Origin of the sequence: Lentzea waywayandensis (genome assembly GCF_900115955.1) — a bacterium.
In the GTDB taxonomy this organism is placed as follows: Bacteria; Actinomycetota; Actinomycetes; order Mycobacteriales; family Pseudonocardiaceae; genus Lentzea; species Lentzea waywayandensis.
Window position 1 is genome coordinate 1 of record NZ_FOYL01000006.1, and the last position, 23,724, is coordinate 23,724.

Annotated in this window: 29 protein-coding genes and 2 rRNA genes; 24 read left to right on the forward strand and 7 right to left on the reverse strand. The window is 65.7% G+C overall.

Going from position 1 to position 23,724, the window contains the following annotated elements; translation table 11 throughout:
* The 4 genes from BM417_RS23115 to BM417_RS23130 form a co-directional block, all read left to right on the forward strand.
* Positions 1 to 170, forward strand: a 23S ribosomal RNA gene (locus BM417_RS23115); the annotation flags it as partial.
* A 78-nt stretch (positions 171 to 248) separates the two neighbouring features.
* Positions 249 to 365 (forward strand): 5S ribosomal RNA (gene rrf, locus BM417_RS23120).
* 100 nt (positions 366 to 465) lie between these two features.
* Positions 466 to 1,293, forward strand: a complete 828-nt coding sequence (locus BM417_RS23125) for a GNAT family N-acetyltransferase (protein WP_093598121.1) — start codon at positions 466 to 468, stop codon at positions 1,291 to 1,293.
* Complete coding sequence (locus tag BM417_RS23130; protein ID WP_093598124.1) at positions 1,281 to 2,093, forward strand: GNAT family N-acetyltransferase; 813 nt, start codon at positions 1,281 to 1,283, stop codon at positions 2,091 to 2,093. The genes BM417_RS23125 and BM417_RS23130 overlap by 13 nt, the downstream gene beginning before the upstream one ends.
* On the opposite strand, the gene BM417_RS23135 is transcribed toward BM417_RS23130, so the two are convergent.
* Positions 2,086 to 2,535 (reverse strand): Lrp/AsnC family transcriptional regulator, encoded by a 450-nt coding sequence (locus BM417_RS23135; protein ID WP_093598127.1) that lies wholly within the window; start codon positions 2,533 to 2,535, stop codon positions 2,086 to 2,088. The two genes, BM417_RS23130 and BM417_RS23135, sit on opposite strands and share 8 nt — an antisense overlap.
* An 81-nt stretch (positions 2,536 to 2,616) precedes the next feature.
* Between BM417_RS23135 and BM417_RS23140 the strand changes: the two genes are divergently transcribed.
* The 6 genes from BM417_RS23140 (at position 2,617) to BM417_RS23165 (ending at position 9,093) form a co-directional block, all read left to right on the forward strand.
* Positions 2,617 to 3,048 (forward strand): rhodanese-like domain-containing protein, encoded by a 432-nt coding sequence (locus tag BM417_RS23140; protein WP_093598130.1) that lies wholly within the window; start codon positions 2,617 to 2,619, stop codon positions 3,046 to 3,048.
* A 25-nt stretch (positions 3,049 to 3,073) separates the two neighbouring features.
* Positions 3,074 to 3,829: a type 1 glutamine amidotransferase gene (locus tag BM417_RS23145; RefSeq protein WP_093598133.1), complete on the forward strand. Its 756-nt coding sequence runs from the start codon at positions 3,074 to 3,076 to the stop codon at positions 3,827 to 3,829.
* 86 nt (positions 3,830 to 3,915) lie between these two features.
* On the forward strand, positions 3,916 to 5,049 hold the full coding sequence (locus tag BM417_RS23150) for an inorganic phosphate transporter (protein ID WP_093598136.1): 1,134 nt from the start codon (positions 3,916 to 3,918) through the stop codon (positions 5,047 to 5,049).
* The gene (locus tag BM417_RS23155; RefSeq protein ID WP_089921782.1) at positions 5,046 to 5,231 is read left to right on the forward strand and encodes a hypothetical protein; all 186 of its coding nucleotides are present in this window, start codon (positions 5,046 to 5,048) and stop codon (positions 5,229 to 5,231) included. The genes BM417_RS23150 and BM417_RS23155 overlap by 4 nt, the downstream gene beginning before the upstream one ends.
* Before the next feature lie 29 nt (positions 5,232 to 5,260).
* Positions 5,261 to 8,164 carry a bifunctional [glutamine synthetase] adenylyltransferase/[glutamine synthetase]-adenylyl-L-tyrosine phosphorylase gene (locus BM417_RS23160; protein WP_093598139.1) on the forward strand — a complete coding sequence of 968 codons (2,904 nt, stop codon included), beginning with the start codon at positions 5,261 to 5,263 and terminating at the stop codon, positions 8,162 to 8,164.
* Entirely contained in the window at positions 8,161 to 9,093 is a 933-nt protein-coding gene (locus BM417_RS23165) for an NADP-dependent oxidoreductase (protein WP_093598142.1), read from the forward strand. Before BM417_RS23160 ends, BM417_RS23165 begins: the two co-directional genes overlap by 4 nt.
* Before the next feature lie 64 nt (positions 9,094 to 9,157).
* On the opposite strand, the gene BM417_RS23170 is transcribed toward BM417_RS23165, so the two are convergent.
* A complete protein-coding gene (locus BM417_RS23170) occupies positions 9,158 to 9,391 on the reverse strand; it encodes a hypothetical protein (protein ID WP_030481542.1) in 234 nt (77 codons plus the stop codon).
* A gap of 137 nt (positions 9,392 to 9,528) precedes the next feature.
* Here BM417_RS23170 and BM417_RS23175 point away from each other — a divergent pair, with 137 nt between their 5' ends.
* Positions 9,529 to 10,068 carry a hypothetical protein gene (locus BM417_RS23175; RefSeq protein WP_143138765.1) on the forward strand — a complete coding sequence of 180 codons (540 nt, stop codon included), beginning with the start codon at positions 9,529 to 9,531 and terminating at the stop codon, positions 10,066 to 10,068.
* Positions 10,069 to 10,148: 80 nt separating this feature from the next.
* Positions 10,149 to 10,646, forward strand: coding sequence for an NADAR family protein (locus BM417_RS23180; RefSeq protein ID WP_093598148.1), 498 nt, complete (start codon positions 10,149 to 10,151; stop codon positions 10,644 to 10,646).
* Here BM417_RS23180 and BM417_RS23185 read toward each other — a convergent pair.
* Positions 10,630 to 11,154 carry an NUDIX hydrolase gene (locus BM417_RS23185; protein WP_218164530.1) on the reverse strand — a complete coding sequence of 175 codons (525 nt, stop codon included), beginning with the start codon at positions 11,152 to 11,154 and terminating at the stop codon, positions 10,630 to 10,632. The genes BM417_RS23180 and BM417_RS23185 overlap by 17 nt on opposite strands.
* A gap of 102 nt (positions 11,155 to 11,256) precedes the next feature.
* Here BM417_RS23185 and BM417_RS23190 point away from each other — a divergent pair, with 102 nt between their 5' ends.
* Together BM417_RS23190 and BM417_RS46935 are read left to right on the forward strand one after the other, a co-directional pair.
* Positions 11,257 to 11,520: a hypothetical protein gene (locus tag BM417_RS23190; RefSeq protein WP_093598151.1), complete on the forward strand. Its 264-nt coding sequence runs from the start codon at positions 11,257 to 11,259 to the stop codon at positions 11,518 to 11,520.
* A gap of 558 nt (positions 11,521 to 12,078) precedes the next feature.
* Positions 12,079 to 12,687, forward strand: a complete 609-nt coding sequence (locus BM417_RS46935) for a hypothetical protein (protein WP_143138766.1) — start codon at positions 12,079 to 12,081, stop codon at positions 12,685 to 12,687.
* Between the two features lie 55 nt (positions 12,688 to 12,742).
* On the opposite strand, the gene BM417_RS23195 is transcribed toward BM417_RS46935, so the two are convergent.
* Positions 12,743 to 13,456: an NYN domain-containing protein gene (locus BM417_RS23195; protein WP_143138767.1), complete on the reverse strand. Its 714-nt coding sequence runs from the start codon at positions 13,454 to 13,456 to the stop codon at positions 12,743 to 12,745.
* 128 nt (positions 13,457 to 13,584) lie between these two features.
* Between BM417_RS23195 and BM417_RS46940 the strand changes: the two genes are divergently transcribed.
* Positions 13,585 to 13,950 carry a hypothetical protein gene (locus BM417_RS46940; protein WP_143138768.1) on the forward strand — a complete coding sequence of 122 codons (366 nt, stop codon included), beginning with the start codon at positions 13,585 to 13,587 and terminating at the stop codon, positions 13,948 to 13,950.
* Positions 13,951 to 13,976: 26 nt separating this feature from the next.
* Here BM417_RS46940 and BM417_RS23200 read toward each other — a convergent pair whose 3' ends face one another.
* Positions 13,977 to 14,783, reverse strand: a complete 807-nt coding sequence (locus tag BM417_RS23200; protein ID WP_093598156.1) for an inositol monophosphatase family protein — start codon at positions 14,781 to 14,783, stop codon at positions 13,977 to 13,979.
* Positions 14,783 to 15,670 (reverse strand): DUF5919 domain-containing protein, encoded by an 888-nt coding sequence (locus BM417_RS23205; RefSeq protein WP_093598159.1) that lies wholly within the window; start codon positions 15,668 to 15,670, stop codon positions 14,783 to 14,785. The genes BM417_RS23200 and BM417_RS23205 overlap by 1 nt, the downstream gene beginning before the upstream one ends.
* Positions 15,671 to 15,863: 193 nt before the next feature.
* Between BM417_RS23205 and BM417_RS23210 the strand changes: the two genes are divergently transcribed.
* From BM417_RS23210 to BM417_RS46945, 9 genes are all read left to right on the forward strand, one after another.
* A complete protein-coding gene (locus tag BM417_RS23210; protein ID WP_093598162.1) occupies positions 15,864 to 16,331 on the forward strand; it encodes a hypothetical protein in 468 nt (155 codons plus the stop codon).
* Positions 16,332 to 16,334: 3 nt separating this feature from the next.
* Positions 16,335 to 16,610, forward strand: a complete 276-nt coding sequence (locus BM417_RS23215) for a hypothetical protein (protein ID WP_093598165.1) — start codon at positions 16,335 to 16,337, stop codon at positions 16,608 to 16,610.
* A complete protein-coding gene (locus BM417_RS23220) occupies positions 16,610 to 16,873 on the forward strand; it encodes a hypothetical protein (RefSeq protein WP_143138769.1) in 264 nt (87 codons plus the stop codon). Before BM417_RS23215 ends, BM417_RS23220 begins: the two co-directional genes overlap by 1 nt.
* A 220-nt stretch (positions 16,874 to 17,093) precedes the next feature.
* Complete coding sequence (locus BM417_RS47875; protein WP_177320556.1) at positions 17,094 to 17,237, forward strand: hypothetical protein; 144 nt, start codon at positions 17,094 to 17,096, stop codon at positions 17,235 to 17,237.
* A 92-nt stretch (positions 17,238 to 17,329) separates the two neighbouring features.
* The gene (locus BM417_RS23225; RefSeq protein WP_322788983.1) at positions 17,330 to 18,715 is read left to right on the forward strand and encodes an FtsK/SpoIIIE domain-containing protein; all 1,386 of its coding nucleotides are present in this window, start codon (positions 17,330 to 17,332) and stop codon (positions 18,713 to 18,715) included.
* A 68-nt stretch (positions 18,716 to 18,783) separates the two neighbouring features.
* Positions 18,784 to 20,397 (forward strand): replication initiator, encoded by a 1,614-nt coding sequence (locus BM417_RS23230; protein ID WP_093598171.1) that lies wholly within the window; start codon positions 18,784 to 18,786, stop codon positions 20,395 to 20,397.
* A 14-nt stretch (positions 20,398 to 20,411) separates the two neighbouring features.
* Positions 20,412 to 20,594, forward strand: a complete 183-nt coding sequence (locus BM417_RS23235; RefSeq protein WP_093598173.1) for a helix-turn-helix domain-containing protein — start codon at positions 20,412 to 20,414, stop codon at positions 20,592 to 20,594.
* Between the two features lie 35 nt (positions 20,595 to 20,629).
* A complete protein-coding gene (locus BM417_RS23240) occupies positions 20,630 to 21,829 on the forward strand; it encodes a tyrosine-type recombinase/integrase (protein WP_093598176.1) in 1,200 nt (399 codons plus the stop codon).
* Between the two features lie 19 nt (positions 21,830 to 21,848).
* Positions 21,849 to 22,121, forward strand: a complete 273-nt coding sequence (locus BM417_RS46945; RefSeq protein WP_143138770.1) for a hypothetical protein — start codon at positions 21,849 to 21,851, stop codon at positions 22,119 to 22,121.
* Between the two features lie 150 nt (positions 22,122 to 22,271).
* Here the strand turns inward: BM417_RS46945 and glnA are convergent, their stop codons facing one another.
* Positions 22,272 to 23,696, reverse strand: a complete 1,425-nt coding sequence (glnA, locus tag BM417_RS23245; protein ID WP_093598179.1) for a type I glutamate--ammonia ligase — start codon at positions 23,694 to 23,696, stop codon at positions 22,272 to 22,274.
* Positions 23,697 to 23,724 lie beyond the last annotated feature (28 nt).

The following is a 23,724-nucleotide window of genomic DNA, read 5'->3' on the forward strand; positions in this document are numbered from 1 at the left end:
CGGAAGGGATAACCGCTGAAGGCATCTAAGCGGGAAGCTCGTTCCAAGATGAGGTATCCCACCCTTTGTGGGTTAAGGCCCCCAGCTAGACCACTGGGTTGATAGGCCAGAGGTGGAAGACCGGTAACGGTTGGAGCTGACTGGTACTAATAGGCCGAGGACTTGTTACAAAGACGCTACGCATCCACTGTGCGGTTCTGGAAGAACCGAGCGGCATTCCGATCGCCGCAGGTAGAATTCCATAGAGTTTCGGTGATCATAGCGTTGGGGAAACACCCGGTCCCATTCCGAACCCGGTAGTTAAGCCCTTCTGCGCCGATGGTACTGCACTGGTTACGGTGTGGGAGAGTAGGTCGTCGCCGAACATTATTTCCAGAAGACCCCTGAGGGTCGAGCACTCCGGTGCTCCCCTCAGGGGTTTTTTGCGTGTGGATTTTCGCTTGCGCGCCCTGGTCTGATGGACCCATGGACGCGGTCGTGCACGCCACCCTGGAATCGTTCGACACCGCCACCCACGATCGGCTGTCAGCCGATCCGGTGCGAAACACTGTGGCACTCACCTCGCTGGACCGCATCCGCCGCTCGCCGGCCACCGACCTCCTGCCGATCCTGGTCACGTTCCACGAGAACGGCGAAGTGATCGGTTCCTTGATCCGCACCCCACCGTGGCCCTTCCAAGCAGCCGACCTCCCACTCGCCGCGGCGGAACTGGCAGCGAGTCTCGCCGCGAGAATCGATCCGGACGCTCCAGGGGTGACAGGCCCGCGGGAGAGATCTGAGGCCTTCGCCACAGCGACGGGCAAGAACTACACCGAAACCCTCGCCACCAGGCAGTACCGCCTGGGTACCCTCGCTCGGCCCACCGTCGAAGGCACCGGCCGCCTGGCCACCGAGGAGGACGTCGAACTCCTCGGCACCTGGCGCGACGCGTTCCTCAGCGAAGCCGTGCCGGAAGCACCGAACGAGCCGGCGACCGAAGCCATGCGCGGCTCACTGCGCCTGGGCAACGGTCACGCCCTCTGGGTGATCGACGGCACACCGGTCGCCTGGGCCGTCGCCAGTCTCCCGCAGGCCGGCATGACGAGGGTCGGCCCGGTCTACACCCCACCCGAACACCGCAAACACGGCTACGGCGCCGCGGTCAGCGCGTTCGTGAGCCAGTGGGCGCTCGACCAGGGCGCCACCGACGTCCTGCTCTTCGCGGACCTGACCAACCCGGTCTCGAACTCGATCTACCAACGCATCGGCTACCAAGCACTCGACGACTGGGCGGAGTTCTGGTGGAAGCACTGAGCCACGACGACATTCACGACTTCCTCGCCGCAGCAGGAGATCTTCTCCACGCCGATCCGGTGAACAACAGCGTGCACCTGACCGGCGTGGACGCCGCACTGCAGGGGCGTCGGCCGCCGGTCACGCTGATCTCGTTGCACGACAACGGAACCGTGGTCGGCGCAGTGACCCAGATGGAGGGACGTCCACTGCACGTCGCCGCGATGCCGCCGGCCGCGGCACCTCTCGTCGTGGACGTACTCCGGGACCGCGAGATCGACGAGGTCACCGGAAGGCGGGACCGGGTCGAGGCCTTCCGCACGCTCTGGCGCGACGGTGGGAAGGAGCTCTACGCCCTGCGGCTCTACCGGCTGGAAGATCTGGCGGTCCCGGACGTGCCGGGGGAGTCGAGGCTCACCACGCCCGCCGACGACGACCTGATCACCGAGTGGTGGATCGCCTTCGTGGCCGAACTCGACGGACTCCCGCCGGACGAGGCCGAGAAGCGGGCGATGGACAGCCGGTGGATGACCGCGGGGCACGTCCTGTGGCTGGTCGACGGCGTCCCCGTGTCGTGGGCGGCCAGCACCTCCCCGGTCGGCGGGGTCTCGCGGGTCGGCCCTGTCTACACGCCACCCGAACACCGCCGGCACGGCTACGGCGCCGCGGCCACCGCGGCGGTCAGCCAGTGGGCGTACGGCGAAGGCGTCGACCACGTCGTGCTCACCGCCGATCTCGCCAACCCGACGGCGAACTCCGTCTACCAGGGCATCGGCTTCCGCGCGGTCTCCGACTGGTCCGAGTACAGCTGGATCAGCTGAACAGCTCGGGCGAGAGCGGGCGGTTGCGGACGTGGGAGGAGAACACGAGCGAGGTCGTCGTGTCGCCGTAGCGCTGCATCACCTCGACGAGCTCCTCCAGCTCGACCATCGTCCGGCAGACGACCCGCAGCAGCCAGCAGTCGTCGCCGGTCACGTGGTCGGCGTCGAGGATCTGCGGCAGCACCAGCACCTGCGTGCGGAACCGCGGCGTGTCCAGCGACCGCACCCGCACGCGCACGATCGACTCGATCGGCAGGCCGAGCCGCGCGGGGGAGACGATCGCGGTGAAGCCCGTGATCACGCCGAGCGACTCGAGGCGCCGCACCCGTTCGGTCACCGCCGGCGCGGACAGCGACACCTCACGGCCCAGCGCGGTGAACGACATGCGCCCGTCCTGCTGGAGCAGTGACAGGATCTTCCAGTCCACAGCGTCGAGTTCCACCTGGAAATCATAGGTAGAAGAGCCCGAACGCCTGGACTTGCGCATGTCCGAGCCGTACCACGGCCCAGCACCATCAAGGGCATGACGAACGCACTGCGCTTCCCCGCCGCCGACCCGCACACCGCCGCCGCCCACTTCGCCGCCGAGCTCGCGTTCGAGGCCGACCCCGACGACGTGCACCGCGACCTGCTCGACGGCAACGTCCAGGGCTACGTCCTCGTGGAGACGCGCGCCCCGGAGGCGTTCGCGCAGGCCCGCATCCCCGGTGCGATCAACCTGCCCTACCGCGACCTGCCCGAGCAGCTCGACCTCGATCCGAGCCTCGTCTACGTCTGCTACTGCGAGAGCTTCCAGTGCAACGCCGCCACCAAGGGCGCCCTCGCGCTCGCGCAGAGGGGCTACCAGGTGAAGCGGCTCTCCGGTGGAATCACGGCCTGGCGGGAGGCGGGCTATCCGGTCGAGTCGGATCAGCTCGTTGGAGCAGGTGTTGCGAAGGTCGCGTGTCATTGCTGACCTGAGCCCACCTAGGCTCAGGTGCGTGAACGCACCGCGCCTGCTCGTCCTGCAGCCCTCGCAGTCAGACCCCTTGGCCAAGCTGGGGGACTGGCTGGAGGCCGAGGGCATCGAGCTCGACCTCGTGCCGTTGAAGGACATGCCCGCGCCGGCGAACCTCGACGGCTACCAGGGCGTCGTCTGTCTCGGCGGAGAGATGGGCGCGCTCGACGATCTCGATCACCCGTGGCTCGCGGACGCCCGCCGGCTGCTGTCCAGCGCCGTGTCGAAGCGGCTGCCCACCCTGGCGATCTGCCTCGGTGCGCAGCTGCTCGCGGCCGCCACGGGTGGCCAGGTGCGCAAGGGCCCGAAGGGGCCGGAGGTCGGCGTGCTGCTGGTGGCGAAGCGCGACGCGGCGGCCACCGACCCGTTGTTCGCCGATCTGCCGTTCACCCCCGACGTCCTGCAGTTCCACAACGACGAGGTGCACCTGCTGCCGCCCGGCGCGGAACACCTCGCGGCGTCCCCGAAATATCCGAATCAGGCGTTTCGGGTGGGGGAGAGCGCTTACGGCCTTCAGTTCCACATCGAGACGACCCCGGAAATCGTCTTGAACTGGGCGTCGAAGGATCCTGATTCGGCGTCCTGTGCGCGAGCTCACCACTTCGACCAGGAGTTCCTCGAAGAGGCCCACCGCGACTTCGAAGAGGTGTGGCAGCCGTTCGTCGGCAGATTCGCGAAACTCGTTCGGGGAGAACTGTTGCCCGCACTGGGTTCGGGCACACGACTTCCGTTGGTGTGACGTTACTTTCGTAGGTTTTAAGACATCCTCCGTTGGCGGTACCGTAATCTCCTGGACAGCTTGTTCGATCCAGCCGGAGGATCAGTGTGGATCCCGCACTTGTAGTGATCATCGTCGTCGTCACTGCTCTCATCTTCGACTTCACCAACGGGTTCCACGACACGGCCAACGCCATGGCCACCTCCATCGCCACGGGTGCCCTGAAGCCCCGCACGGCGGTCGCGCTGTCGGCGGTTCTCAACCTCGTAGGCGCTTTCCTCTCCGTTGAGGTGGCCAAGACCATCTCCGGGGGCATCGTCGACGACGCCCAGATCACGCCCGCCATCATCTTCGGCGGCCTGGTCGGGGCGATCATGTGGAACCTCGTCACCTGGTACGTCGGCCTGCCGTCGAGTTCGTCGCACGCGTTGTTCGGCGGCCTGATCGGCGCGGCGTGGGTCGCGTCCGGTGTGGACGCCATCCACTTCGCCAAGGTCGTCGACAAGGTCCTGGTGCCCGCGATCGTCGCGCCGCTGGTCGCCGGCCTGGTCGCGGCCATCGCCACGATCGTCGTCTACCGGCTCAAGAAGGCGGCGGACCCGCGCGTCGCGCACACCGGCTTCAAGGTCGGCCAGGTCGCATCAGCCTCGCTGGTCTCGCTCGCGCACGGCACGAACGACGCGCAGAAGACCATGGGCATCATCACGCTCGCGCTGATCACGTCCGGTTCGCTCGCCCCCGGTTCCGGCCCGCCCACCTGGGTGATCATCAGCGCCGGTCTCGCGATCGCGGCGGGCACTTACCTCGGTGGCTGGCGCATCACGCACACGCTGGGCCGCGGCCTGACGACCATCGAGCCCGCGCAGGGTTTCGCGGCGCAGACCTCGACCGCCACCGCGATCCTCGCGTCGTCGCACCTCGGCTTCGCGCTGTCCACCACGCACGTCGCGTCCGGCGGCATCATGGGCTCCGGCCTTGGCCGCGACCGCAACGGCGTGAAGTGGGGAACCATGGGCAAGATGGCCGCGGGCTGGCTGTTCACGCTGCCCGCCGCCGGCATCGTCGGCGCCCTCGCGGGCAAGTGGGCGTCGACCGGCGCGGTCGGCATCATCGGCGTCGCCGTCATCGGCGCCGCGGTGTCGATCGGCATCTGGATCCTGGCGCGGCGCGAGCCGGTCAAGCCGGAGCACATCGTCGACGAGGTCGCCGCTCAGGCCGAGCTGCACAAGGTGGCGGCATGAAGGTCGACTGGACGGCGCTGCTCCAGGTCTTCGGCGCCACGCTGCTGGTCACGGTTCTGGTCGTGACACTGTTCGTGGTCGGCATCCGTGCTCTGTCGGGTGACAAGAAGGTCCCCGCGTACGCGAGCTTCGCCGGTTGCGTGGCCGTCGTTCTCTACGGACTCTCACTGATCGTCTTCTGACCGTGTGAGGGCATTAGGGTTGGCTCACGATGAGCGAACCAGTCCGCCACGCGTCCCCAGCAAGATTCGGGCTCACCGAGCCGCGCAGCGAGGAAGTGCTGCGCGGTCTGGGCCTGTGGGCTGACCGCCGGCCCACGGACGGCTCCGAGCCGGTCCTGGCGGCGCTGTCCCGTTCCCCGGACCCCGACCTCGCGCTGCGGGGTCTCGAACGCCTGCACACCGTCGCCGACTGGGACGCCCTGTCGGCCGCGCTGCACAAGGACGTCGTGGTGCGCGGACGTCTGCTCGCCGCGCTCGGCTCGTCCACCGCGCTGTCGGACTTCCTCGTCGTGAACCCCGACCGGTGGCGTTCGCTGACCGACGAGGTCGACGTGTCGCTGGAGCTCGCGGACGACGACGTGCTGCGCACCGAGTACCGGGCGAAGCTGCTGCTCGTCGCCGCGAACGACCTGGCGCACGTCGTTGAGCCCGATCTGCCGTTCGTTCCGTACGACACCGTGGCCGCGCAGCTGTCCGATCTGGCCGTGTCGGCGCTGCGGGCGTCGTTGAAGCTCGCGTCGGAACGGGTGAACGGCGCCGCCGACCGCTGCCGGCTCGCGGTGATCGCGATGGGCAAGTGCGGCGCGAACGAGCTGAACTACGTGAGCGACGTCGACGTCGTGTTCGTCGCCGAGGGCGATCTGGGCGTGGCGACCCGGCTGGCCAGCACGATGATGCAGATCGCGGGCCAGTCGTGCTTCGAGGTCGACGCGGCGCTGCGGCCGGAGGGCAAGGCGGGTGCGCTGGTCCGCACGCTGGACGGGCACGCGTCGTACTACAAGAAGTGGGCGCGGACCTGGGAGTTCCAGGCGCTGCTCAAGGCACGGCCGGTCGCCGGCGACGCCGAGCTGGGGCAGGCGTACCTCGACGTCGTGCGGCCGTACGTGTGGACGGCGGCCGAGCGCGAGAACTTCGTCGAGGACGTGCAGGCGATGCGGCGCCGGGTCGAGGACCACGTGCCGTCGGGGCTGGCCGACCGCGAGCTGAAGCTCGGCCGCGGCGGTCTGCGTGACGTCGAGTTCGCGGTGCAGCTGCTGCAGCTCGTGCACGGGCGTTCCGACGAGGACCTGCGCATCCAGGCGACGACGGCCGCGTTGGCCGTGTTGGGCCAGGGCGGGTACGTCGGGCGTGAGGACGCGGCGGAGTTCGGGCGCTCGTACCGGTTCCTGCGCACGTTGGAGCACCGGCTGCAGTTGCAGCGTTTGCTGCGTACGCACCTGTTCCCGGCCGACGACGACGTGACGGCGCTGCGCTGGCTGGCGCGTTCGGCGGGGCTGGCGGCGGATGGGCAGAAGTCCGAGGGGCAGGTGCTGCTCGCGGAGTTCCGCAAGCACGCCAACCAGGTTCGCCGGCTGCACGAGAAGCTGTTCTACCGCCCGCTGCTGCAGTCCGTGGCGGGCGTGCCGACCGAGGCGTTGCGGCTGACCACCAAGGAGGCCGTGGCGCGACTGGCGGCCTTGGGCTACACGTCGCCGGACGGCGCGTTGCGGCACATCCAGGCGCTGACGCACGGGATGTCCCGGCGGGCTCGCATCCAGGGTGCCCTGTTGCCGGTGCTGCTCGACCTCTTCGCCGGCACGCCCGATCCGGACGGCGGGCTGCTCGCCTACCGGAAGGTGTCCGAGGCGCTCGCGGAAACCCCCTGGTACCTGAGGCTTCTGCGCGACGAGGGCGCTGTCGTCGAACGGCTCGCGGTGCTGCTGGGCACGTCGCGCTTCGTGCCGGACCTGCTCGTGCGCGCGCCGGAGGTGCTGCGGCTGCTCGCCGACACCGAGGCGTTGGTCGGCGGTGATCCGCACTCGATCGGGAAACCCTTGCGCAGCGCCGTTTCCCGGTACGGCGACCCGGCGCGGGCGATCGCGGCCGCACGGTCGTTGCGGCGCCACGAGTTGTTGCGGATCGCCGCCGCGGACCTGCTGGGGTTCATGCCGCTGGACACGGTGTGCGTCTCGCTGTCCGAGGTGTGGGGTTCGGTGCTGCGGAGCGCTTTGGACGCGGCGGTGCGGGCGTCCGGCGAGCCCCTGGCCGCGCTGGCCGTGATCGGCATGGGACGGCTCGGCGGGCACGAGCTCGGGTACAGCTCGGACGCGGACGTGCTGTTCGTGTGCCGGCCGTTCGAGGGTGTGTCGGACTCCGAGGCGGCGAAGTGGGCGAGCGGTGTCGTGGAGAACATCCGGCGGCTGCTCGGCGCCCCGTCGCAGGACCCGCCGCTGCTGGTCGACGCGGACCTGCGGCCCGAGGGCCGGCAGGGGCCGCTGGTGCGGACGCTGGACTCCTACCGCGCGTACTACCGGCAGTGGGCGGAGCTGTGGGAGAAGCAGGCGTTGCTGCGGGCCCGGTTCATCGCGGGTGACGCCGCTCTGGGCGCCGAGTTCGAGGCGTTGATCGAGCCGCTGCGGTATCCGCCCGACGGCCTGGACGCGGCGTCCGTGCGGGAGATTCGGCGGATCAAGGCGCGGGTCGACGCGGAACGGCTGCCGCGCGGTGCCGACCCGAGCACGCACACCAAGCTCGGCCGCGGCGGGCTCGCGGACGTCGAGTGGACCGTGCAGTTGTTGCAGCTTCAGCACTCCGGTGCGGTTCCCGGCCTGCGCACACCGTCCACAATGGCCGCGATGGAGGCCGCTGTCGGCGCGGGTCTGCTGGCTGCCGAGGACGCCGCCGAGCTGACCGCCGCGTGGAACCTCGCGACGCAGGCGCGCAACGCCCTGATGCTGGTGCGGGGCAAGGCATCCGACCAGCTGCCGACGTCCGGGCGCGATCTCGTGGCGGTCGCGTCCGTGATGGGGTACGAGCCAGGGGGCGATCCGGGGGAGTTCGTGGAGGAATATCGCAGGACCACTCGTCGTGCACGTGCGGTTGCCGAGCGTGTCTTCTACGGTGAGGGACTGTGAAAGCCATCGCGTTTACCCGGTTCGGCGACGCCGACGTCATGTCGCTGCAGGAGCTGCCCGACCCGCTGCTGGGGCCTGACCAGGTCCTGGTGGAGGTGCGCGCGGCCGGCGTGAACCCGGTGGACTACAAGATCAGAGCCGGCTACCTGCAGGGTCTGATGCCGCACCACCTGCCGTTGATCCCCGGCTGGGACGTGTCGGGTGTCGTGCGGGCGGTCGGCATCGGCGTGCAGGACTGGAAGCCGGGCGACGAGGTGCTCGCCTACGCCCGCAAGGACCACGTCCAGTTCGGCTCCTACGCCGAGTTGATCTCGGTGCCGGACCGGATGATCGCGCGCAAACCGTCCACCGTGGACTTCGTGACCGCGGCCGCGTTGCCGCTGGCGGGGCTGACGGCGTTGCAGGCGTTGAAGGCCGTCGGCACCGGTTCCGGCGACGTCGTCCTGGTGCACGCCGCCGCCGGTGGCGTCGGGCATCTCCAGGTGCAGATCGCGCGGGAACTGGGCGCCTCGCGGGTGATCGGCACCGCTTCGCCGCGCAACCACGAGTTCGTGCGATCACTGGGGGCCGAACCGGTCGCCTACGGGGACGCGCTGGTCGACGCGGTGGCCGAGCTCGTCGGCGGCGACGGCCTGGTCGACGTGGTGGTCGACAACGCGGGAGGACTCGCGTTCGACCAGTCGTTGCAGCTGGTGCGCGACCGGGCGCGGATGACGTCCATTGTGGACGGACCGAGGGCGCTGGAGAACGGCGTGGTCAACACCTGGGCGCGGCCGAACGCGGAGCAGACGCAGTGGCTCGTGGATCTGGTCGCGGCAGGGAAGCTGCGCGTCGAGGTGCAGCAGACTTTTCCGTTGGCGGAGGCCGTGAAGGCGCACAGGCTGCTCGAAGGTGGCCATGTGCGAGGAAAAGTTGTACTGACGGTCTGAAATCTTCAGGTATTTCTTCAGGTTCGGGGGCACACCGGCCGGTGTGCCCCCATTTCTGAACTGCTCAGTCCTCGTCGGAATCGGGGTCCACCGCGGGAGCGCTGGTGTAGACCTCGACCACCCACTCCTCCTCCAACGCTTCCGCGTCGTCGGCGTCGGGCACGAGCCGGTTGTAGACGCGGACACCGAGGTCGAGCACGTCAGCGGCCTGGACCGCTTCGAGTGCATCGGGTGCCGAGTCGAAGATGTGGGTGGTGAGCAGCTGCGGAGCCGTGAATTCGGCGACATCTTGGGACACGCGCGGACCCTAGCGCATTGACGTTTCACCCAATCGAGATGAGACTAGGCGCGCTCAGTGGGGGAGCTGTAGTTCGTCACGGGGGTCTAGCAGAGGAAGTCATGCAGCATCGCAGGGTCACGCGCCGAGGAAAGACCGTGATCGCCATCGCGGGCGTGGCGGCTGGTGTGCTGGCACTACTCGGTGTGATCGAATATGCACTGAACGGCAGCAACTCCGCCGCGCAGCCCAACGTCACCGCCACGACGACCACGTCGAATGTCGTCGAAACCCCTGATGGCGCACTGGAAACCACCGAGCCGTCCGCGGACGTGAAGGTGCAGACCGGTTCGTTCAAGCAGCAGCGCGGCATGCTGACGATAGAGGTCACTCGCGTGGAAGCGGCGAACGGCCGCGTGAAGCTCTTCGTGACGGCCACGAACGCCTCCCAGGCCAGAATGACCCTCCCCGTGGTCGGTATCGCGGTCCTGGACGATCTGAACCGCACCTACGCGGCGTCGAGCAGCAAGTGGGACGGCCCCGTCACGCAGGGCACCACCGCCTCGGGCACCGTCGTCCTCGACGAGAAGCTCGGCGCGGGTGTGAACTCGCTCACTCTGACGTTCTCATCGATCTCCGGCCAGTTCGCGCCGACCGGCGCCGCGATCACGGTCACCGGAATCCCGCTGCCGAAGTGATTCTCTGCCGAGACCGGGTACGCCCGGGACCGGACGAAAACCCCGGCGCCTCCTGTGACCAGGTCGCCTAACCTGTCGTCGTGAAGTACCTGTTCTTCTGGGGCCATCAGCCCGAACGCGACGGCCGCACCGGCAAGGGCTGTCTCTCGCAGTGGTGGCCGTGCACGTTCGTCGTCGACGGCCAGGAGTTCGCCTCCGCCGAGCACTACATGATGTGGCGCAAGGCTTTGCTCTTCGGCGACGAAGCCGTGGCCGCGAGAGTGCTCGCCGCCCGCACCCCGGCCGAGGCCAAGGCACTGGGCCGTGAGGTTTCGGGCTTTTCCGACCCCGAATGGGTTTCCGCGCGTCTGGCGATCGTGGTCGAGGGGAACCTGGCGAAGTTCGGCCAGGACCCCGCGCTGCGTTCCTACTTGCTGGGCACGGGTTCCCGCGTCCTGGTCGAGGCCAGCCCGCAGGACCGCGTGTGGGGCATCGGCCTCGTGGAGTCGGACCCGCGTGCTCTGGACCCGTCCTCGTGGCTCGGCCTGAACCTGCTCGGCGAGGCGCTGATGGAGGTCCGCTCTAGGCTTTCAGCGTGAGGTAGGTGGTGAGCGCCGCCAGCGTGATCCCGCAGGGAACGAGTCCTTTTCGGATCATCGCGGGAATCTCGTCGAGCGGCACCCACTCCACCCGCGCGGCCTCGGCGGGATCGTGCTCGCCGGTCTTGACCGCGCCGGTACCGACGAAGACATGCGTGGTGTGAGAACTGAGGCCGTTCAACGGGTTGATCGTCACCAACGGCTCGACGCCGACCAGGTAACCGGTCTCTTCCTCGGTCTCCCGCACCGCCGCGGTCTCGGCCGTCTCGCCCGCTTCGAGCCGGCCCGCCGGAATCTCCCAGCCCCACACGTCGGTGGTGAACCGGTGACGCCACAGCAGCAACACGTGCTCGTCCCGCACCACGACCACCGCCGTGGAGGCGAAGGGCAGGCGCAGCACGTGATGCTCGAACCGCTCGCCTTCAGGGATCTCGACGTCGTCGAGGTCGACGCTCATCCACTCCGACTCGTAGATCCTGCGGGTGCCGTGCACCGTCCACTGCGTCACGCCGCAACCTCTATCACGCGACCGTCGCTTCCTGCTCGATGAACCCCGCGGGCGCCCCGCGCGTGTGTCAGGGAGTCGGGGAGATCTGGCAGAGGAGAAGTGATGTTCAGCTACTCAGGACCAGCCCGGCTCGTCTACGCGGACGGCAACGCGGTCGAGCTGGACCGGGTGGACCTGATCGAGACGGTGAACGACGGAGGGCTCTGGCAGCTGTCCGGCGCCGGAACCGCCATGGCGGAGCTGACCGGTGGCGAGGCCCGGATCAAGCTGCCGACCGGAGGCGAGGCCGAGGTCCTGGTCTCGAACGTCCGGGTCAGCGAGGGGATGAACGGGGTGTCGTCCACCGTGACCCTGCTCGGCGCCTAGACAGGCCGAAGGCCCGGCGGGAGATCCCGCCGGGCCTTCGGTGTGAAGCTCAGTCGATCACACGTCGTAGGTTTGTCGCCGGTGGCCGGCTAGCTGCGGTTCGACCCGCTGCACCTAGTTTGACCTGCTGGTTTGTTCTCGACGTTTGCCGTCGTTGATCGACGCTGATCCACGTCTGACGGCCTGGAGACGGTCTGATCTTGGTCTGCCCATGACTCGCGAAGCGTCTCACCGTTGGCCGTTGACGCGGAGCGTTGACGGGCGTCGATCGCCGTGCCCAGCGCGGTCAGCTCGACCACGGCGCGATCGTTCCGACCGGTGTTCGCTGGAAGCTTCTCAGATTGGTTCCGCTGTCGGCGGCGCGCTGCCGCGTGACCAGAAGGACCGCGCCGCCGTGGCCGGCGGGCGGAGCGAAGCGGGAGCCCGACGTGCCCGGATGGATGCGGGCCACGCTGGTAGGCGACCGGCCCGCTGCGCGCCGCCGACGGCGGCGCCTTGATCCAATAAAGCTGAATTCAGCAGTGCGTGAGCGTCGCTTGTCGTCGGTATCCTCCCGCCATGCCCACGCAGACCGTCCTCATAACGCTTGCGGTAGCGGGAATTCCTGCGGTCGCAGCGATAGTTTCTGCGATCTTCGCTGGCCGGTACGCTCTCCGTACACGCCGAGCAGAGAGCGACGCTCAGCGGACACGAGAGCTTGAAGCACGTTTATCGGAGAAGAAGTTCAACACCTACGAACCGATGATCAGCATGTTAAGTGAAATGCTTGATGGTAGATACGATGCGAGCGAAGGTGCGACGGACCCGATCACAAAGATGAGAGACTTCGCCACCTGGATTGCGATTTTCGGCTCTGATAGAGCCGTCCAGGCCTATCATAATTGGATGCAGGCGATCTACTCAGCGGCACCCGCGCCTATCTTGATGTACTTGTATGGCGAATTTCTGGTCGCTGCTCGGGAGGATCTTGGGTATGGTGCTACCGCAGTTCAAAGACAGCATCTTCTCGGTATGCGAATCAAAGATATTTACACGTATCACGGTATTGGGTCACTTTCCTTTGAGGAAATCTGCAAGGAGCAGAAATGGAGGCCCACGTGGCAGGGCGCGAAGAAAGGAATATTCCGCAGGATTACAGGGAATGACGAGCGCAATCCCAATACTTAAGGTATTGTCGGATGGTTGGCGCTGTGGGCCTGTGGAATCAGGTAGTTGTGATCACTTAATCGTCCTCTGAAGATTCTAGGGGCATGGATGTGCCCTTGCGTGCTCGAATTTCTTCCATCTTCTCGCTGAGGTCGGGGGCCTTCAGGAGCATGTGCTTCAAGGTGTCAGCCGTAAGTGTCACGGATTCGTCTGCGAGATCGAATAGATCGCTTGCATTTCCGCATTTTTCCGGACGCGCAATTATCACGCGTTTGCCGTAGTCCTGAACGGTATTGACCGCTTCGGCAAGGTCAGTGTCGCCTGCAAGCAGCAGAAGCGTGTCGTAAGCATTCAGTTGTGCAAGTCTCACCATGTCTAGGACAATAAGGGTGTCGACACCCTTCTGCTCGTATCGATACTTCGACATCGGGTAGTGTTTCTTGAACTCGTTTGGGTCTGCGCCGATTGCCCGTAGTGCTTTTCGGATCTCAGACCACTCCGGACTAGGTCGCTTCGAGAGCTTTCCTAGGCGAGTCTGAATTCCGGCTTGATTCCTAAGGTTGCGAACGCGAGCTAGCTGCGATTCGTATTCTGGATTTGCTGGTTCGTGGATTCCGTCATACCAGTATGCCCGCATGAATTCTGCGCCTACTCGGCGAGCGGACAAGCTGCACCAATTTGATATCTTGAGTGGATTTAGGTGCAGATCGTCCACGGTTACGCCTAGGGTTGCGCAGCCTGCCTTGATGAGGAATCCTCCGTCAATCATTGCTGCGAGCTTGGATTGCATCGAAATGGTCTCCTGATGGCAAGCGGTAAGTGATAGGATCACTTACCTTAACATGGAGAAAGCGGGGCGTAGTAGTGAAAGACTTCCCTCGGGTTCGAAGTAATCTTGAAGGAGATCGTCTCCTGCGGATGATGGTTTCATTGTTGGACAAGTCGCTACAGAGTTTTAGTCTTGCGGTCGTCGTTGGCGGAACTGTGTTTACCGGGTTGGCGGTTTCGCGAGAATTTTGGGTGCAGACTTGGTTGGATCGAATGCGCGCCTCGGGGATGGGGGGTGAAGGTCTTTCGGATGGCATATCGGCGCTGATTGAGAATAATGGAATCTACCTAATTGATGACGACCTTCCGGATATCGATTCGCCGACCTATCTTCACATGAATGACGTAAGGATAGTTGGCGAAGGAGATCTTATTGATGTTCCACCGCTGTGGAGGTTTCGATTCAAAGAGATTTCAGCTTGGTGTCCGAGCGGAATGGCTAGGTCCGATAACTGACCATTGAAGTTTGTGTGAGCAGCGAATTAGGTGCTTTTCAAGATTGCTGACTGCACCAATGTGAGGAGCTGATTAGCGATTCTAGGGGCTGCGGCAATCGTGTGCTTTGAGGCGGTGGTGTGGTTGTCCCCTGTGCTGTCCAAGACAATCGCTCCCGCCTCGCGTGCGATAAGTACCCCTGCTGCAAGGTCAAGGGTCTGGTTGGACATGACGATTGCTCCATCGATTCTGCCCTCGGCCAACCATGCAAGATCGTGTGCGGCTGACCCGAACATGCGGATACGCTCGACCGTAGACGCAAGCTCGGCGGTGAGATCGATCCGCTGGCGGTTCTTGGCGGCGGCATCTTCTCCTAGGGCGTAGTCGCCAATAGCTACGATGGATTTGGCCAGCTCGGCGGTCTTGCTCGCTTCGAGCTTCCTGCCATTAACGAACGCACCACCGCTCAATGTGGCGGAATAGTGAAGATCAAGGTACGGAAGTGAAATCACGCCAATGACAGTGCGGTCGCCTTGGATGAGTGCCAGAGAGACGCCGCAGAGGGGCACGCCGTGAACGAAGTTCGCCGTGCCGTCGATCGGGTCCAGACCCCACACGTACGGGCTGTCAGTGTTGGCGTCGCTGCGGCCCTCTTCCTCGCCAACGAAACCAATCTTTGGGGTAGCCTCGGCGAGGTAGTTGCGGATCTCGCGCTCAATCTGTACGTCTACCTCGGTGAAGGTGTCGCGGTCGGCTTTCTCGGTGACAGTGTGCGGACGAGTGGTCTTGATCAGCTCGGTTCCGATACGGACGGCGCTCCTGGCCACGTCCGCCAGGTGGTCGAGCTGGTGCATCAAGCAACCTCCTGCGCGCGGTCCCACATGGAGTCGAAGACCTGGGCAAACGTCGTGTAGAGACCAGGCATGGTCTCGTTCCTCTCAATGACCATCGTCGGGGACTCAACTCCGCGGGCGTCCGGCAGATACGACTGCACGATGCATTTCCGCTGGTCAATGATGGTGATGTTGAAGCGAAGCGGCTCGTCGTAGACGCGAATACCGAGTGACCCGGCTGCGCTCGCCGACACCTTCGAGCCCACACGGCGGATCGCCTCGATGTTCAAGCGCGTGAGGGTGCTGAGGTGTCCATCCGGCAAGCCTTCCTCGCGTTCGCGGGCCGCTGTGTAGGTGCCGCTCGGGTCGAGGAACAACGCCTTGATTACCGTGCCCTGCTCGATCGCGTCGAGGATGCTCCGGTCCGAGTACTGCTGGCAGAACATGTTCAGCGAGAGGCCGGCCATGTAGATCTCCTGCGCGCCGTCGAACAACGTGCGTGGGGTGACGTTGTGCAGGAACTCGGTCCTCGTTGGGTAGACGGCCGTCAGGTCTGCAAGGCGGGTCTGTTGCGGAAGCTGCACCGGACGCGGGGCCGGGTGGGTAGGCGCGGCCTCTCGTTGGGGCGCGGTCACCAGGCCGTCGCCGTCGCCGTCGTGGGGTTCGAGTAGTTGCTGCGCGCTCCAGCCGGGAAACATCTTCTCCAAGATTCGGCAGTGGTCTGCGTACGGAAGGCCTTGCAGGTCGCCGGACATCCACCGGTAGAACTGGGCCTTGCTCGGCCACTTGCCGATGAGATCGCTGTCCAGCTGCTTCGCGACGCGGTCGTACTCCTTGCGGAACGTCGTGTAGCCCTGCATGTGCCGCTGTCGCAGGAGCACCTTCAACAGCGTCGATTCGGCGGCCATGAGCCCTCCCCCGTGGTGAGACGAGACCACGCTACCAGCGGGACGAGACAAAGAAGAGACTATTTGAGCCTTCGGCGCGCCAGACGAGACCTCGACGGAACTCAGACGGGACGAAACGGCTCCGACTCTGAATGTGCAACGCCCGTTAGGGCAAACAGCCGCAGATGAGCGGCCCCCTTCAGAGGAGCACACCGTGGGCATCACAAAGGGACACCGGTTCCCGGTCTCGTTCGACGACGCATTCCCGCAGGGCCTTGTCATGGTGGGTGAGGTCGCCCCGGACACGGAGTACCAGACCCGCGACGAGAAGAACGCCGGCCGACCGGTGCGGCAGCGCATCGACGAGTCGACGGGCAAGCGTCAGTGGAAGGTCTCTGTCACGGACCCGAGTGAGCCGAACGCCAAGCGCAAGAGCTTTGAGATCACGTTCCTCGCGGACGTCCAGCCGGTGCCGACCACCGGTGAGGTGCTGCCGGGGATGCGACCGATCGAGTTGGACGGGCTCACCGCTGAGCCGAAGGTCGCGGGGAACGGCGAGTTCAAGTACCAGAGCTACATCTACCGGGCGTCGGGTTTCCGTGCGTCGGGCAGGTCGGCGGGCACCCCGCCGCAGGTGAGCAAGGGTGGCGCTGGAGCCGCTGACTCCTCCAAGGCGGCGTAACCCGTGTCGGAGTTCGACTTGCTCGCATCCCAGTGGGAGGACGCCTACCGCGCCTACACGGCGGCGGAGGACGCCAACCGTTACGCGGGTGCGGTCGATCCGGAGAAGGTTGCTCGCCTGGCCGTCACTTGCCGTGAGGTGGCGTCGGTCTGGCGAAACCTCGCGGCGCTGCCCAAGACCGACTGGTGGGCCAAAGCGGCTGCTCTTCACGCGGCCGACATGTTCGAGCACCACGCGGCGGCGACAGAGACGCGAACTCTCGGATGGCAGGAGGGGTGATGATGATCAAGCTTCTGCTTGCGCCGGGGCCTGACGCGGCGGCTGACATCGTGTCGTGGCCGGACGAGACCGCTGCGGGTTACTGCCTGCGGTTGAACCTGGACCCGTCGCAGATCGCCATCCACGTGCCGGACGGTCCGGACGGTGAGCAGCTGTTGGCGTCCTTCCTGCGGAAGCTGTCTCAACATGCCGGGTTGCTGGCCGCCGTGCTGGAACCCAAGAGCGGTACGGGCTGGGTCGGCGGCATGCCGGACAAGCTCTGAACAGTCGTCAGAACGAAGCTGCAAGTGATCAACAACTGAAGACCAGATGTTGGTGTGTCGCACGGGAAACAGTCGAAAGTCTTGGCGGGCCTCGACTGCTTCCCGGCGATTCACACCGACTCGAACAGCCATGTATTCGTTGGGACACAAGGGGATTCGAGTCATGCAGAGCGTATCGCCACACTCATGTGGCACGTCAAGCGGGGCCGGTCGTCCATCCGTGTGGAAGCTGCCGAACGGTCGGCAGTGCCCGAAATGCCACCGGTTCGGCATTTACGCGCCTGGACAGGTCAAGTACTGCACCTGTCTGGGCTGGTTGCCGCTGATCTTCGTCACGGTCATCGCGAACGGCGGTGAGGCGTGATGTCGGGGAACAGGTGGGTTGATCCCGCTCCGTTCGAGGGTGTCCGGCCTCGTCTCCCGTGGTGGTTCTTCCTGCCACGGTGGGTGAAGGTCGTGTTCCTGCCGATCGCACTGGTGTTCCTGGGCTGCTGGCTGTTCGTCCGCCTGGTCGCGCTCGCGCTGCGGTACCCCGTGGCCGTCTTCGGAGGACTGGCGGTCTACGTGATCTACATCCAATTCGGGCTCTGGGTGCTGGTCTTCGTCGTGCTGACTCTCGCTGGCGGTCTGGTGATCTGGGCAGGGCTTCACCGGCCGTCGTACGTTCGGCACGTCTGGTTCCGAGTGCTGACCGAATGGCGGCGTGCCACGGTCTACGTGCCGCAATGGCGGACGGTGACGCGGCTGGCAGACCTGTCCAAGGACAGCCGGGGCAAGGAGTACCGCCCGAAGCTCGGCCGCGTGCGCTCGGAAGGCTGGCGGGATCGAGTGAGGGTCAGGATGGTCCCTGCGCAGTCTCCAGACCAGTGGGAGGCGCGACGGGACAACCTGGCGCACTCGTTCAACGCCAAGTCGTGCCGGGTGCGCGTCCTGCGGCCTCGGGTGTTGGAACTCGACTTCATCCACTCTGACCCGCTCGGCCGGCCGGTCCTCGTTCCCGCGCTGACTGGCGACGTGGCGGCGGTGAACCTCAAGCGGGTCGTCGTGGGCGAGACGGAGACAGGCCGGCCGTGGTCGCTGCGGCTGCTCGGGTCTCAGCTCCTCGTCGTGGGCGTGCCCGGTGCGGGCAAGGGCTCGGTGCTGTGGTCGATCGTGTGGCAGCTCGCCCCGGCCATTCGCGCGGGACTCGTGCGCCTGGTGGGCATCGACCCCAAGGGCGGGATGGAGCTCGGCCAGTGCCCGGATGCTTTCGCGAAGGTCGTCTACGACAACGGTCCTGATGCCGTGGCACTGCTGGAGGAAATCGCCACTGAGGTCAGGGAGAGGGCATCTCGGTACCGGGGTGTTCGGCGGCTGTGGGCGCGTTCGACGGGGGAGCCGTTCACGGTCCTGATCGTGGACGAACTGGCGGACGTGATTGCCTACCAGACGGACAAGAACCTGCGGGATCGAGCTGCTCGGGCGGTGCAGACGATCACCTCGCAGGGACGCGCTCCTGGGTTCGCGGTCGTCGCCCTGGTCCAGGACCCGCGCAAGGAAATTGTCGGCTTCCGGCACCTGTTCACCACCCGCGTGGCGCTGCGCCTCGATGAGCCGGTCCAGGTGGACATGGTCCTGGGCGACGGCGTCAGGCAACGCGGTGCGGCGGCTCACGAGATCAGCGAGAACACCCCCGGTGTCGCCTGGGTCAAGCAAGACGGCCGCAGGGAACCGGAACGGGCTCGGGCCTTCCATGTCACCGACGCGGACCTGGTCGAACTGGCCCTGTTCTTCACCGCAGAAGACGCAACGGTCCACGAGTTCCCCGGACGTCCGGATGGCCCGGAAGGGATGGCGGCGTGATGACCAACGAACAGTCCACTACAGACGCTGTCGACGTCGTTCCTGCTGTGCCGCTTGACGTTGCAGGCATGAGGTCGGCTGAGCGGGCACGGCTTCCGCTCACGCTGGACGTGGTCAAAGCAGCGGCGGAACACCACGGCGTGTGCACCCGGCCCGTGGTTCGTGAGGTCGTCGATCTCGACACCGGAGAAGTGCGCATCGTCGCGGTGCGGTGCAACTCCACACAGGCGAGCAAGTGCCAGGCCTGCGCGGATCGCAACCGCAAGTCCCGCATGGCCCAGTGCCGAGAGGGCTGGCACCTCGACCAGGAGCCCGTAGCCGAACGGGAAGCGCCCTCGACCGATCAGGTCGAGTTGGTGACCTACCGATCGGACCTGACGGCGGAGTACCGGAAGGCGGCGGCGGAAGGCGCGTTGGACCAGGTCGACGACCTGCGGGAAGCCATCCGTGAAGCGGACGCTGACCTGCGTGGGGAGGGTGTCCGCGGCAACCTTCCATCGGTCGATCTACCTGCGAAAACAGCTCCGATTCGGTCCACGCGCCGACGTCAGGACGCCCCCAACCTGCCTCGGCGCAAGGTGGACAAGCGGACGGTCGGCAGGGAGTTCGCGGGCAAGTACCGGCCGTCCACCTTCGTCACGCTCACCCTCGACACCTACGGCAAGGTGCGTGAGGACGGCTCCCCGGTCGATCCGTCGACGTACGACTACCGCCGTGCTGCTCGGGACGCGGTGCACTTCGCGTCTCTGGTCGACCGGTGGTGGCAGAACCTGCGGCGGGTCGTCGGGTTCGACGCCCAGTACTTCGGCACCGTCGAGCCTCAGAAGCGGATCACGCCTCACGCGCACTTCGCGGTGCGAGGCTCGATTCCGCATCGGGTCATCCGGGAAGTCACGGCGGCCACCTACCTCCAGGTGTGGTGGCCCAGCCACGACGAGATCAAGTACAGCGGCGACCAGATGCCGGTGTGGGACTCGCAGTTGATGGGGTTCGTGGACCCGGAAACGCGCGTACAGCTCACGCCTTGGGTTGATGCCGTCGCTGATCTCGACACTCCGGCACACGTGGCTGAGTTCGGTGCGCAGGTCCACTCCAAAGGAATCCTCGGCGGTAGCGAGGAAGCTGGCCGCCACATCGGCTACCTGACCAAGTACCTGGTCAAGTCGATCTCCGAGGTGGTGCACACTGACGCGTCGTCTCGGGCCTCCGACCACGCCGACCGGCTGGCGGCAGAGTTGGCCATCACGCCCTGCTCGGACCGGTGTGCGGTCTGGTTGGCCTACGGGGTGCAGCCCAAGGGCGCGCACTCTCGGATGGCTCCGGGCCGCTGCCGGTCCAAAGCACATCGCAGGGAGACGCTCGGCTTGCCAGGCCGGCGTGTGCTCGTGTCGCGGCGTTGGTCGGGGAAGACCCTCGCTGAACACAAGTCCGACCGGGCGGCCTTCGTCAAGGAAGCCCTTGCGGCGGCAGGCATCGCGAAACAGGAGACCGACCGGACGCGGCTGATGTGGTCGCCGGTTCAAGCGGGTGACCCGCACGTCCCAGGACGCGCCGAACTGCTCATGCAGATGGTCGCCCAACGGCTCAAGTGGAAGGCGGAGTACGACCAGGCGCAAGCCGTCCTGGCCGTCCTGCCCCGCCCCGCGCCAGATGTTTCAGCAACTTCGGTACAAGCGGCCTGATCTGGGGGGATCTCATGTCGAGCGTCGAACCGCTATGGACCGTGGAAGATCTCTCGGCCTTCCTCGGGGTGCCCGTGCACACGATTCGTGGGTGGCGGACCAAGCACTACGGCCCTCCCGCGCGTCGGGTTGGCAAACACCTTCGTTGGGACCCGGCCAAGGTGCGCGAGTGGTTCAACAGCGCTGAAGCGGCCTGACAGCACTCGAATTCGAACAAGGGGAGAAGACTGTCATGGGCCACATCCAAGACCGCTGGTGGACCGTCAAGGATGGCGTGCGGGAGAAGACTGCCTTGTACGGCAAGGGATTGCGCTACAAGGTGCGCATCCCGTTGCTGGGTGGTGGTGAACGAACGAAGTCGTTCCCGGACCGCCAGAAGAACGCTGCGGAAGCCTTCCTGCACGAGATGGAGAACGACAAGAACAAGGGGACGTACCTCGACCCCGACGCGGGGAAGATCGCGTTCCGGAGGTACGCAGAGGAACACTGGCTCGACGGGCAGACGTTCGACGAGTCGACGCGTGAGCAGGTTGAGATTCGGCTCAAGCTCCATGTCTTCCCGTACTTCGGAGACGACGAGCTGCGCGTGATCCTGCCGTCCACGATCCAGACGTGGGACCGGAAGCTTCAGAAGAAGGGCCTGGCTGAGACCTACCGCCGAACGATCTTCGCCAACGTTTCAGCAATCTTCACGGCGGCCGTGGATGACGAGCGCATCCGCAAGAACCCGTGCAACGCCAAGTCCGTGAAGAAGCCGCGCGGCGAGTACCCGAAGATCGTTCCTTGGGAGCCCGAACGAGTGCACGCGGTCCGGTCCTCGATCGGAGAGCGGTACCGCGTTGGCGTGGACCTGGGCGCGGGTGCCGGTCTGCGGCAGGGAGAGGTCTTCGGCTTCTCGCCGGACGACGTGGATGAGTCGGAGGGTGTCCTCCACGTTGTGCGTCAGATCAAGATCGTGCGCGGCAAGATGATCTTTGCTCCGCCGAAGCATGGAAAGTGCCGAGACGTTCCTCTGGCTGCCAGCCTAGGGGAATCGATCAATGTGCACGTTCAGAAGTTCGAGCCGCTTCCGATTACGCTCCCGTGGGGGACTCCTGACGGCAAACTCGTGACTGTGCCGTTGTTGATCTATACGCGGGAGTCGAAGCAGATTTACCGGCACTCGTTCAACCACCACGTGTGGAAGCCCGCGCTCGTGGAGGCCGGCGTGCTCGATCCTGGACGCGCGGAAGGCTTCCATGCACTGCGGCACTTTTTCGCATCGATGCTCCTGGAGCAGGGCATCAGCATCCGGGCACTCGCCGAATACCTTGGTCATGCGGATCCAGCGTTTACGCTCCGCGTCTATACGCACCTGATGCCGTCCAGCCATGAACGGGCGCGCATCGCAATTGACAACATCTTCGGCGGCAAGCCCACCGTGGCCGCCTGACTTGGAATGAGGGACCAACGTGTTCAGTTACTCGGGTGAAGCAGAACTCACCTTTGCCGATGGCAGGACGGTTTCGCTGAGTGCCGTCAACCTACGTGAGAGCCAGGGGCGCGGCGGTCTGAAGGAATGGTCGGGCACTGCTCAGACGGCTACCCCGATCATGGCTGACGCTGCTCGTATCAAGCTGCCGAATGGAGCGGAGGCAGATGTGCTCGTGACGAACGTGCAAGTCAGCTCGTCGGCTCCCGGTGCACGGCTGACGTTGAGTGGCAGCGGACTCCCACCGCAGTGAACATGCAGACAGGCCGAGGGCCGGGCGACTGTGACAGTCACCCGGCCCTCGGCCTTCGGTCGATCAGGCGGCCTCTCCACGGCGGACGGCCTGGAAACGGCCTGGCTGGGGCTTCAACCGGTGAAACGACTGGTCAAAGCCCCGCGCCGATCACACGTCGTAGTACAGCGCGAACTCGTAGGGGTTCGGGCGCAGACGCAGCGGGTCGATCTCCTGCTCACGCTTGAACGAGATCCAGGTGTCGATCACGTCCGGGGTGAACACGCCGCCCTCGAGCAGGAACTCGTGGTCGGCCTCCAGGTTGTCCAGCACCGCGTCGAGGGTGGCCGGAACCTGCTTGACGTCGCGGGCCTCCTCGGGCGGAAGCTCGTAGAGGTCCTTGTCGATCGGGGCCGGCGGCTCCATCTTGTTCTTCACGCCGTCGAGGCCCGCCATGACCATCGCCGAGAAGGCGAGGTACGGGTTGCCCGAGGAGTCGGGGCAGCGGAACTCGATGCGCTTGGCCTTCGGGTTGTTGCCCGTGATCGGGATGCGGACGCACGCCGAGCGGTTGCGCTGCGAGTAGACCAGGCTGACCGGGGCCTCGTAGCCGGGGACCAGGCGGTGGTAGGAGTTCACCGTCGGGTTGGTGAAGGCCAGCAGCGACGGCGCGTGGTGCAGGATGCCGCCGATGTAGTGGCGGGCGGTGTCGGACAGGCCCGCGTAGCCGCTCTCGTCGTGGAACAGCGGCGCGCCGTCCTTCCACAGCGACTGGTGCGTGTGCATGCCCGAGCCGTTGTCGCCGAACAGCGGCTTCGGCATGAAGGTGACGGTCTTGCCGGCCTGCCAGGCGGTGTTCTTGATGATGTACTTGAACAGCATCAGGTCGTCCGCGGCGTGCAGCAGCGTGTTGAACTTGTAGTTGATCTCGGCCTGGCCGCCGGTGCCGACCTCGTGGTGGGCGCGCTCGACGGTGAAGCCCTGGGCCTCCATGTTGAGGACCATCTGGTCGCGCAGGTCGGCGTAGTGGTCGTTCGGGGTGACGGGGAAGTAGCCACCCTTGTACTTGACCTTGTAGCCGAGGTTGCCGCCCTCTTCCTCACGGCCGGTGTTCCACCAGCCGGAGACCGCGTCGACCTTGTGGAAGGAGCCGTTCGCGGTGGTGTCGAACTGGACCGAGTCGAAGATGTAGAACTCGGCCTCGGCGCCGAAGTACGCGGTGTCCGCGATGCCCGAGTCGGTGATGTACTGCTCGGCCTTGCGCGCGATGTTGCGCGGGTCGCGGCTGTACGCCTCACGCGTGAACGGGTCGTGCACGAAGAAGTTGACGATCAGCGTCTTCTCGATGCGGAACGGGTCGAGACGCGCGGTGTACAGGTCGGGCAGCAGCAGCATGTCCGACTCGTGGATGGACTGGAAGCCGCGCACGGAGGAGCCGTCGAAGGCGAGACCCTCTTCGATCGCGTCGGCGTCGAACGCCTTGGCGGGCAGCGTGAAGTGCTGCATCACGCCGGGCAGGTCGCTGAACCGCACGTCGACGAACTTGACGCCCTCGTCGGTGATGAACTTCAGCACCTCGTCGGAATTCTTGAACACCCTCGTCGACTCCTTGACTATGGACAAC

Coding starts and splice junctions, on each gene's coding strand:
- BM417_RS23205 (WP_093598159.1), bottom strand. CDS start 15,670: ATGGCCGCCGAATCGACGCTGTTGAAGGTGCTCCTGCGACAGCGGCAC.
- BM417_RS23230 (WP_093598171.1), top strand. CDS start 18,784: ATGAGGTCGGCTGAGCGGGCACGGCTTCCGCTCACGCTGGACGTGGTC.
- BM417_RS23200 (WP_093598156.1), bottom strand. CDS start 14,783: ATGCACCAGCTCGACCACCTGGCGGACGTGGCCAGGAGCGCCGTCCGT.
- BM417_RS23235 (WP_093598173.1), top strand. CDS start 20,412: ATGTCGAGCGTCGAACCGCTATGGACCGTGGAAGATCTCTCGGCCTTC.
- BM417_RS46935 (WP_143138766.1), top strand. CDS start 12,079: ATGCCCACGCAGACCGTCCTCATAACGCTTGCGGTAGCGGGAATTCCT.
- BM417_RS46940 (WP_143138768.1), top strand. CDS start 13,585: ATGATGGTTTCATTGTTGGACAAGTCGCTACAGAGTTTTAGTCTTGCG.
- BM417_RS23125 (WP_093598121.1), top strand. CDS start 466: ATGGACGCGGTCGTGCACGCCACCCTGGAATCGTTCGACACCGCCACC.
- BM417_RS23195 (WP_143138767.1), bottom strand. CDS start 13,456: ATGCAATCCAAGCTCGCAGCAATGATTGACGGAGGATTCCTCATCAAG.
- BM417_RS23220 (WP_143138769.1), top strand. CDS start 16,610: ATGATGATCAAGCTTCTGCTTGCGCCGGGGCCTGACGCGGCGGCTGAC.
- BM417_RS23155 (WP_089921782.1), top strand. CDS start 5,046: ATGAAGGTCGACTGGACGGCGCTGCTCCAGGTCTTCGGCGCCACGCTG.
- BM417_RS23160 (WP_093598139.1), top strand. CDS start 5,261: ATGAGCGAACCAGTCCGCCACGCGTCCCCAGCAAGATTCGGGCTCACC.
- BM417_RS23190 (WP_093598151.1), top strand. CDS start 11,257: ATGTTCAGCTACTCAGGACCAGCCCGGCTCGTCTACGCGGACGGCAAC.
- BM417_RS23140 (WP_093598130.1), top strand. CDS start 2,617: ATGACGAACGCACTGCGCTTCCCCGCCGCCGACCCGCACACCGCCGCC.
- BM417_RS23240 (WP_093598176.1), top strand. CDS start 20,630: ATGGGCCACATCCAAGACCGCTGGTGGACCGTCAAGGATGGCGTGCGG.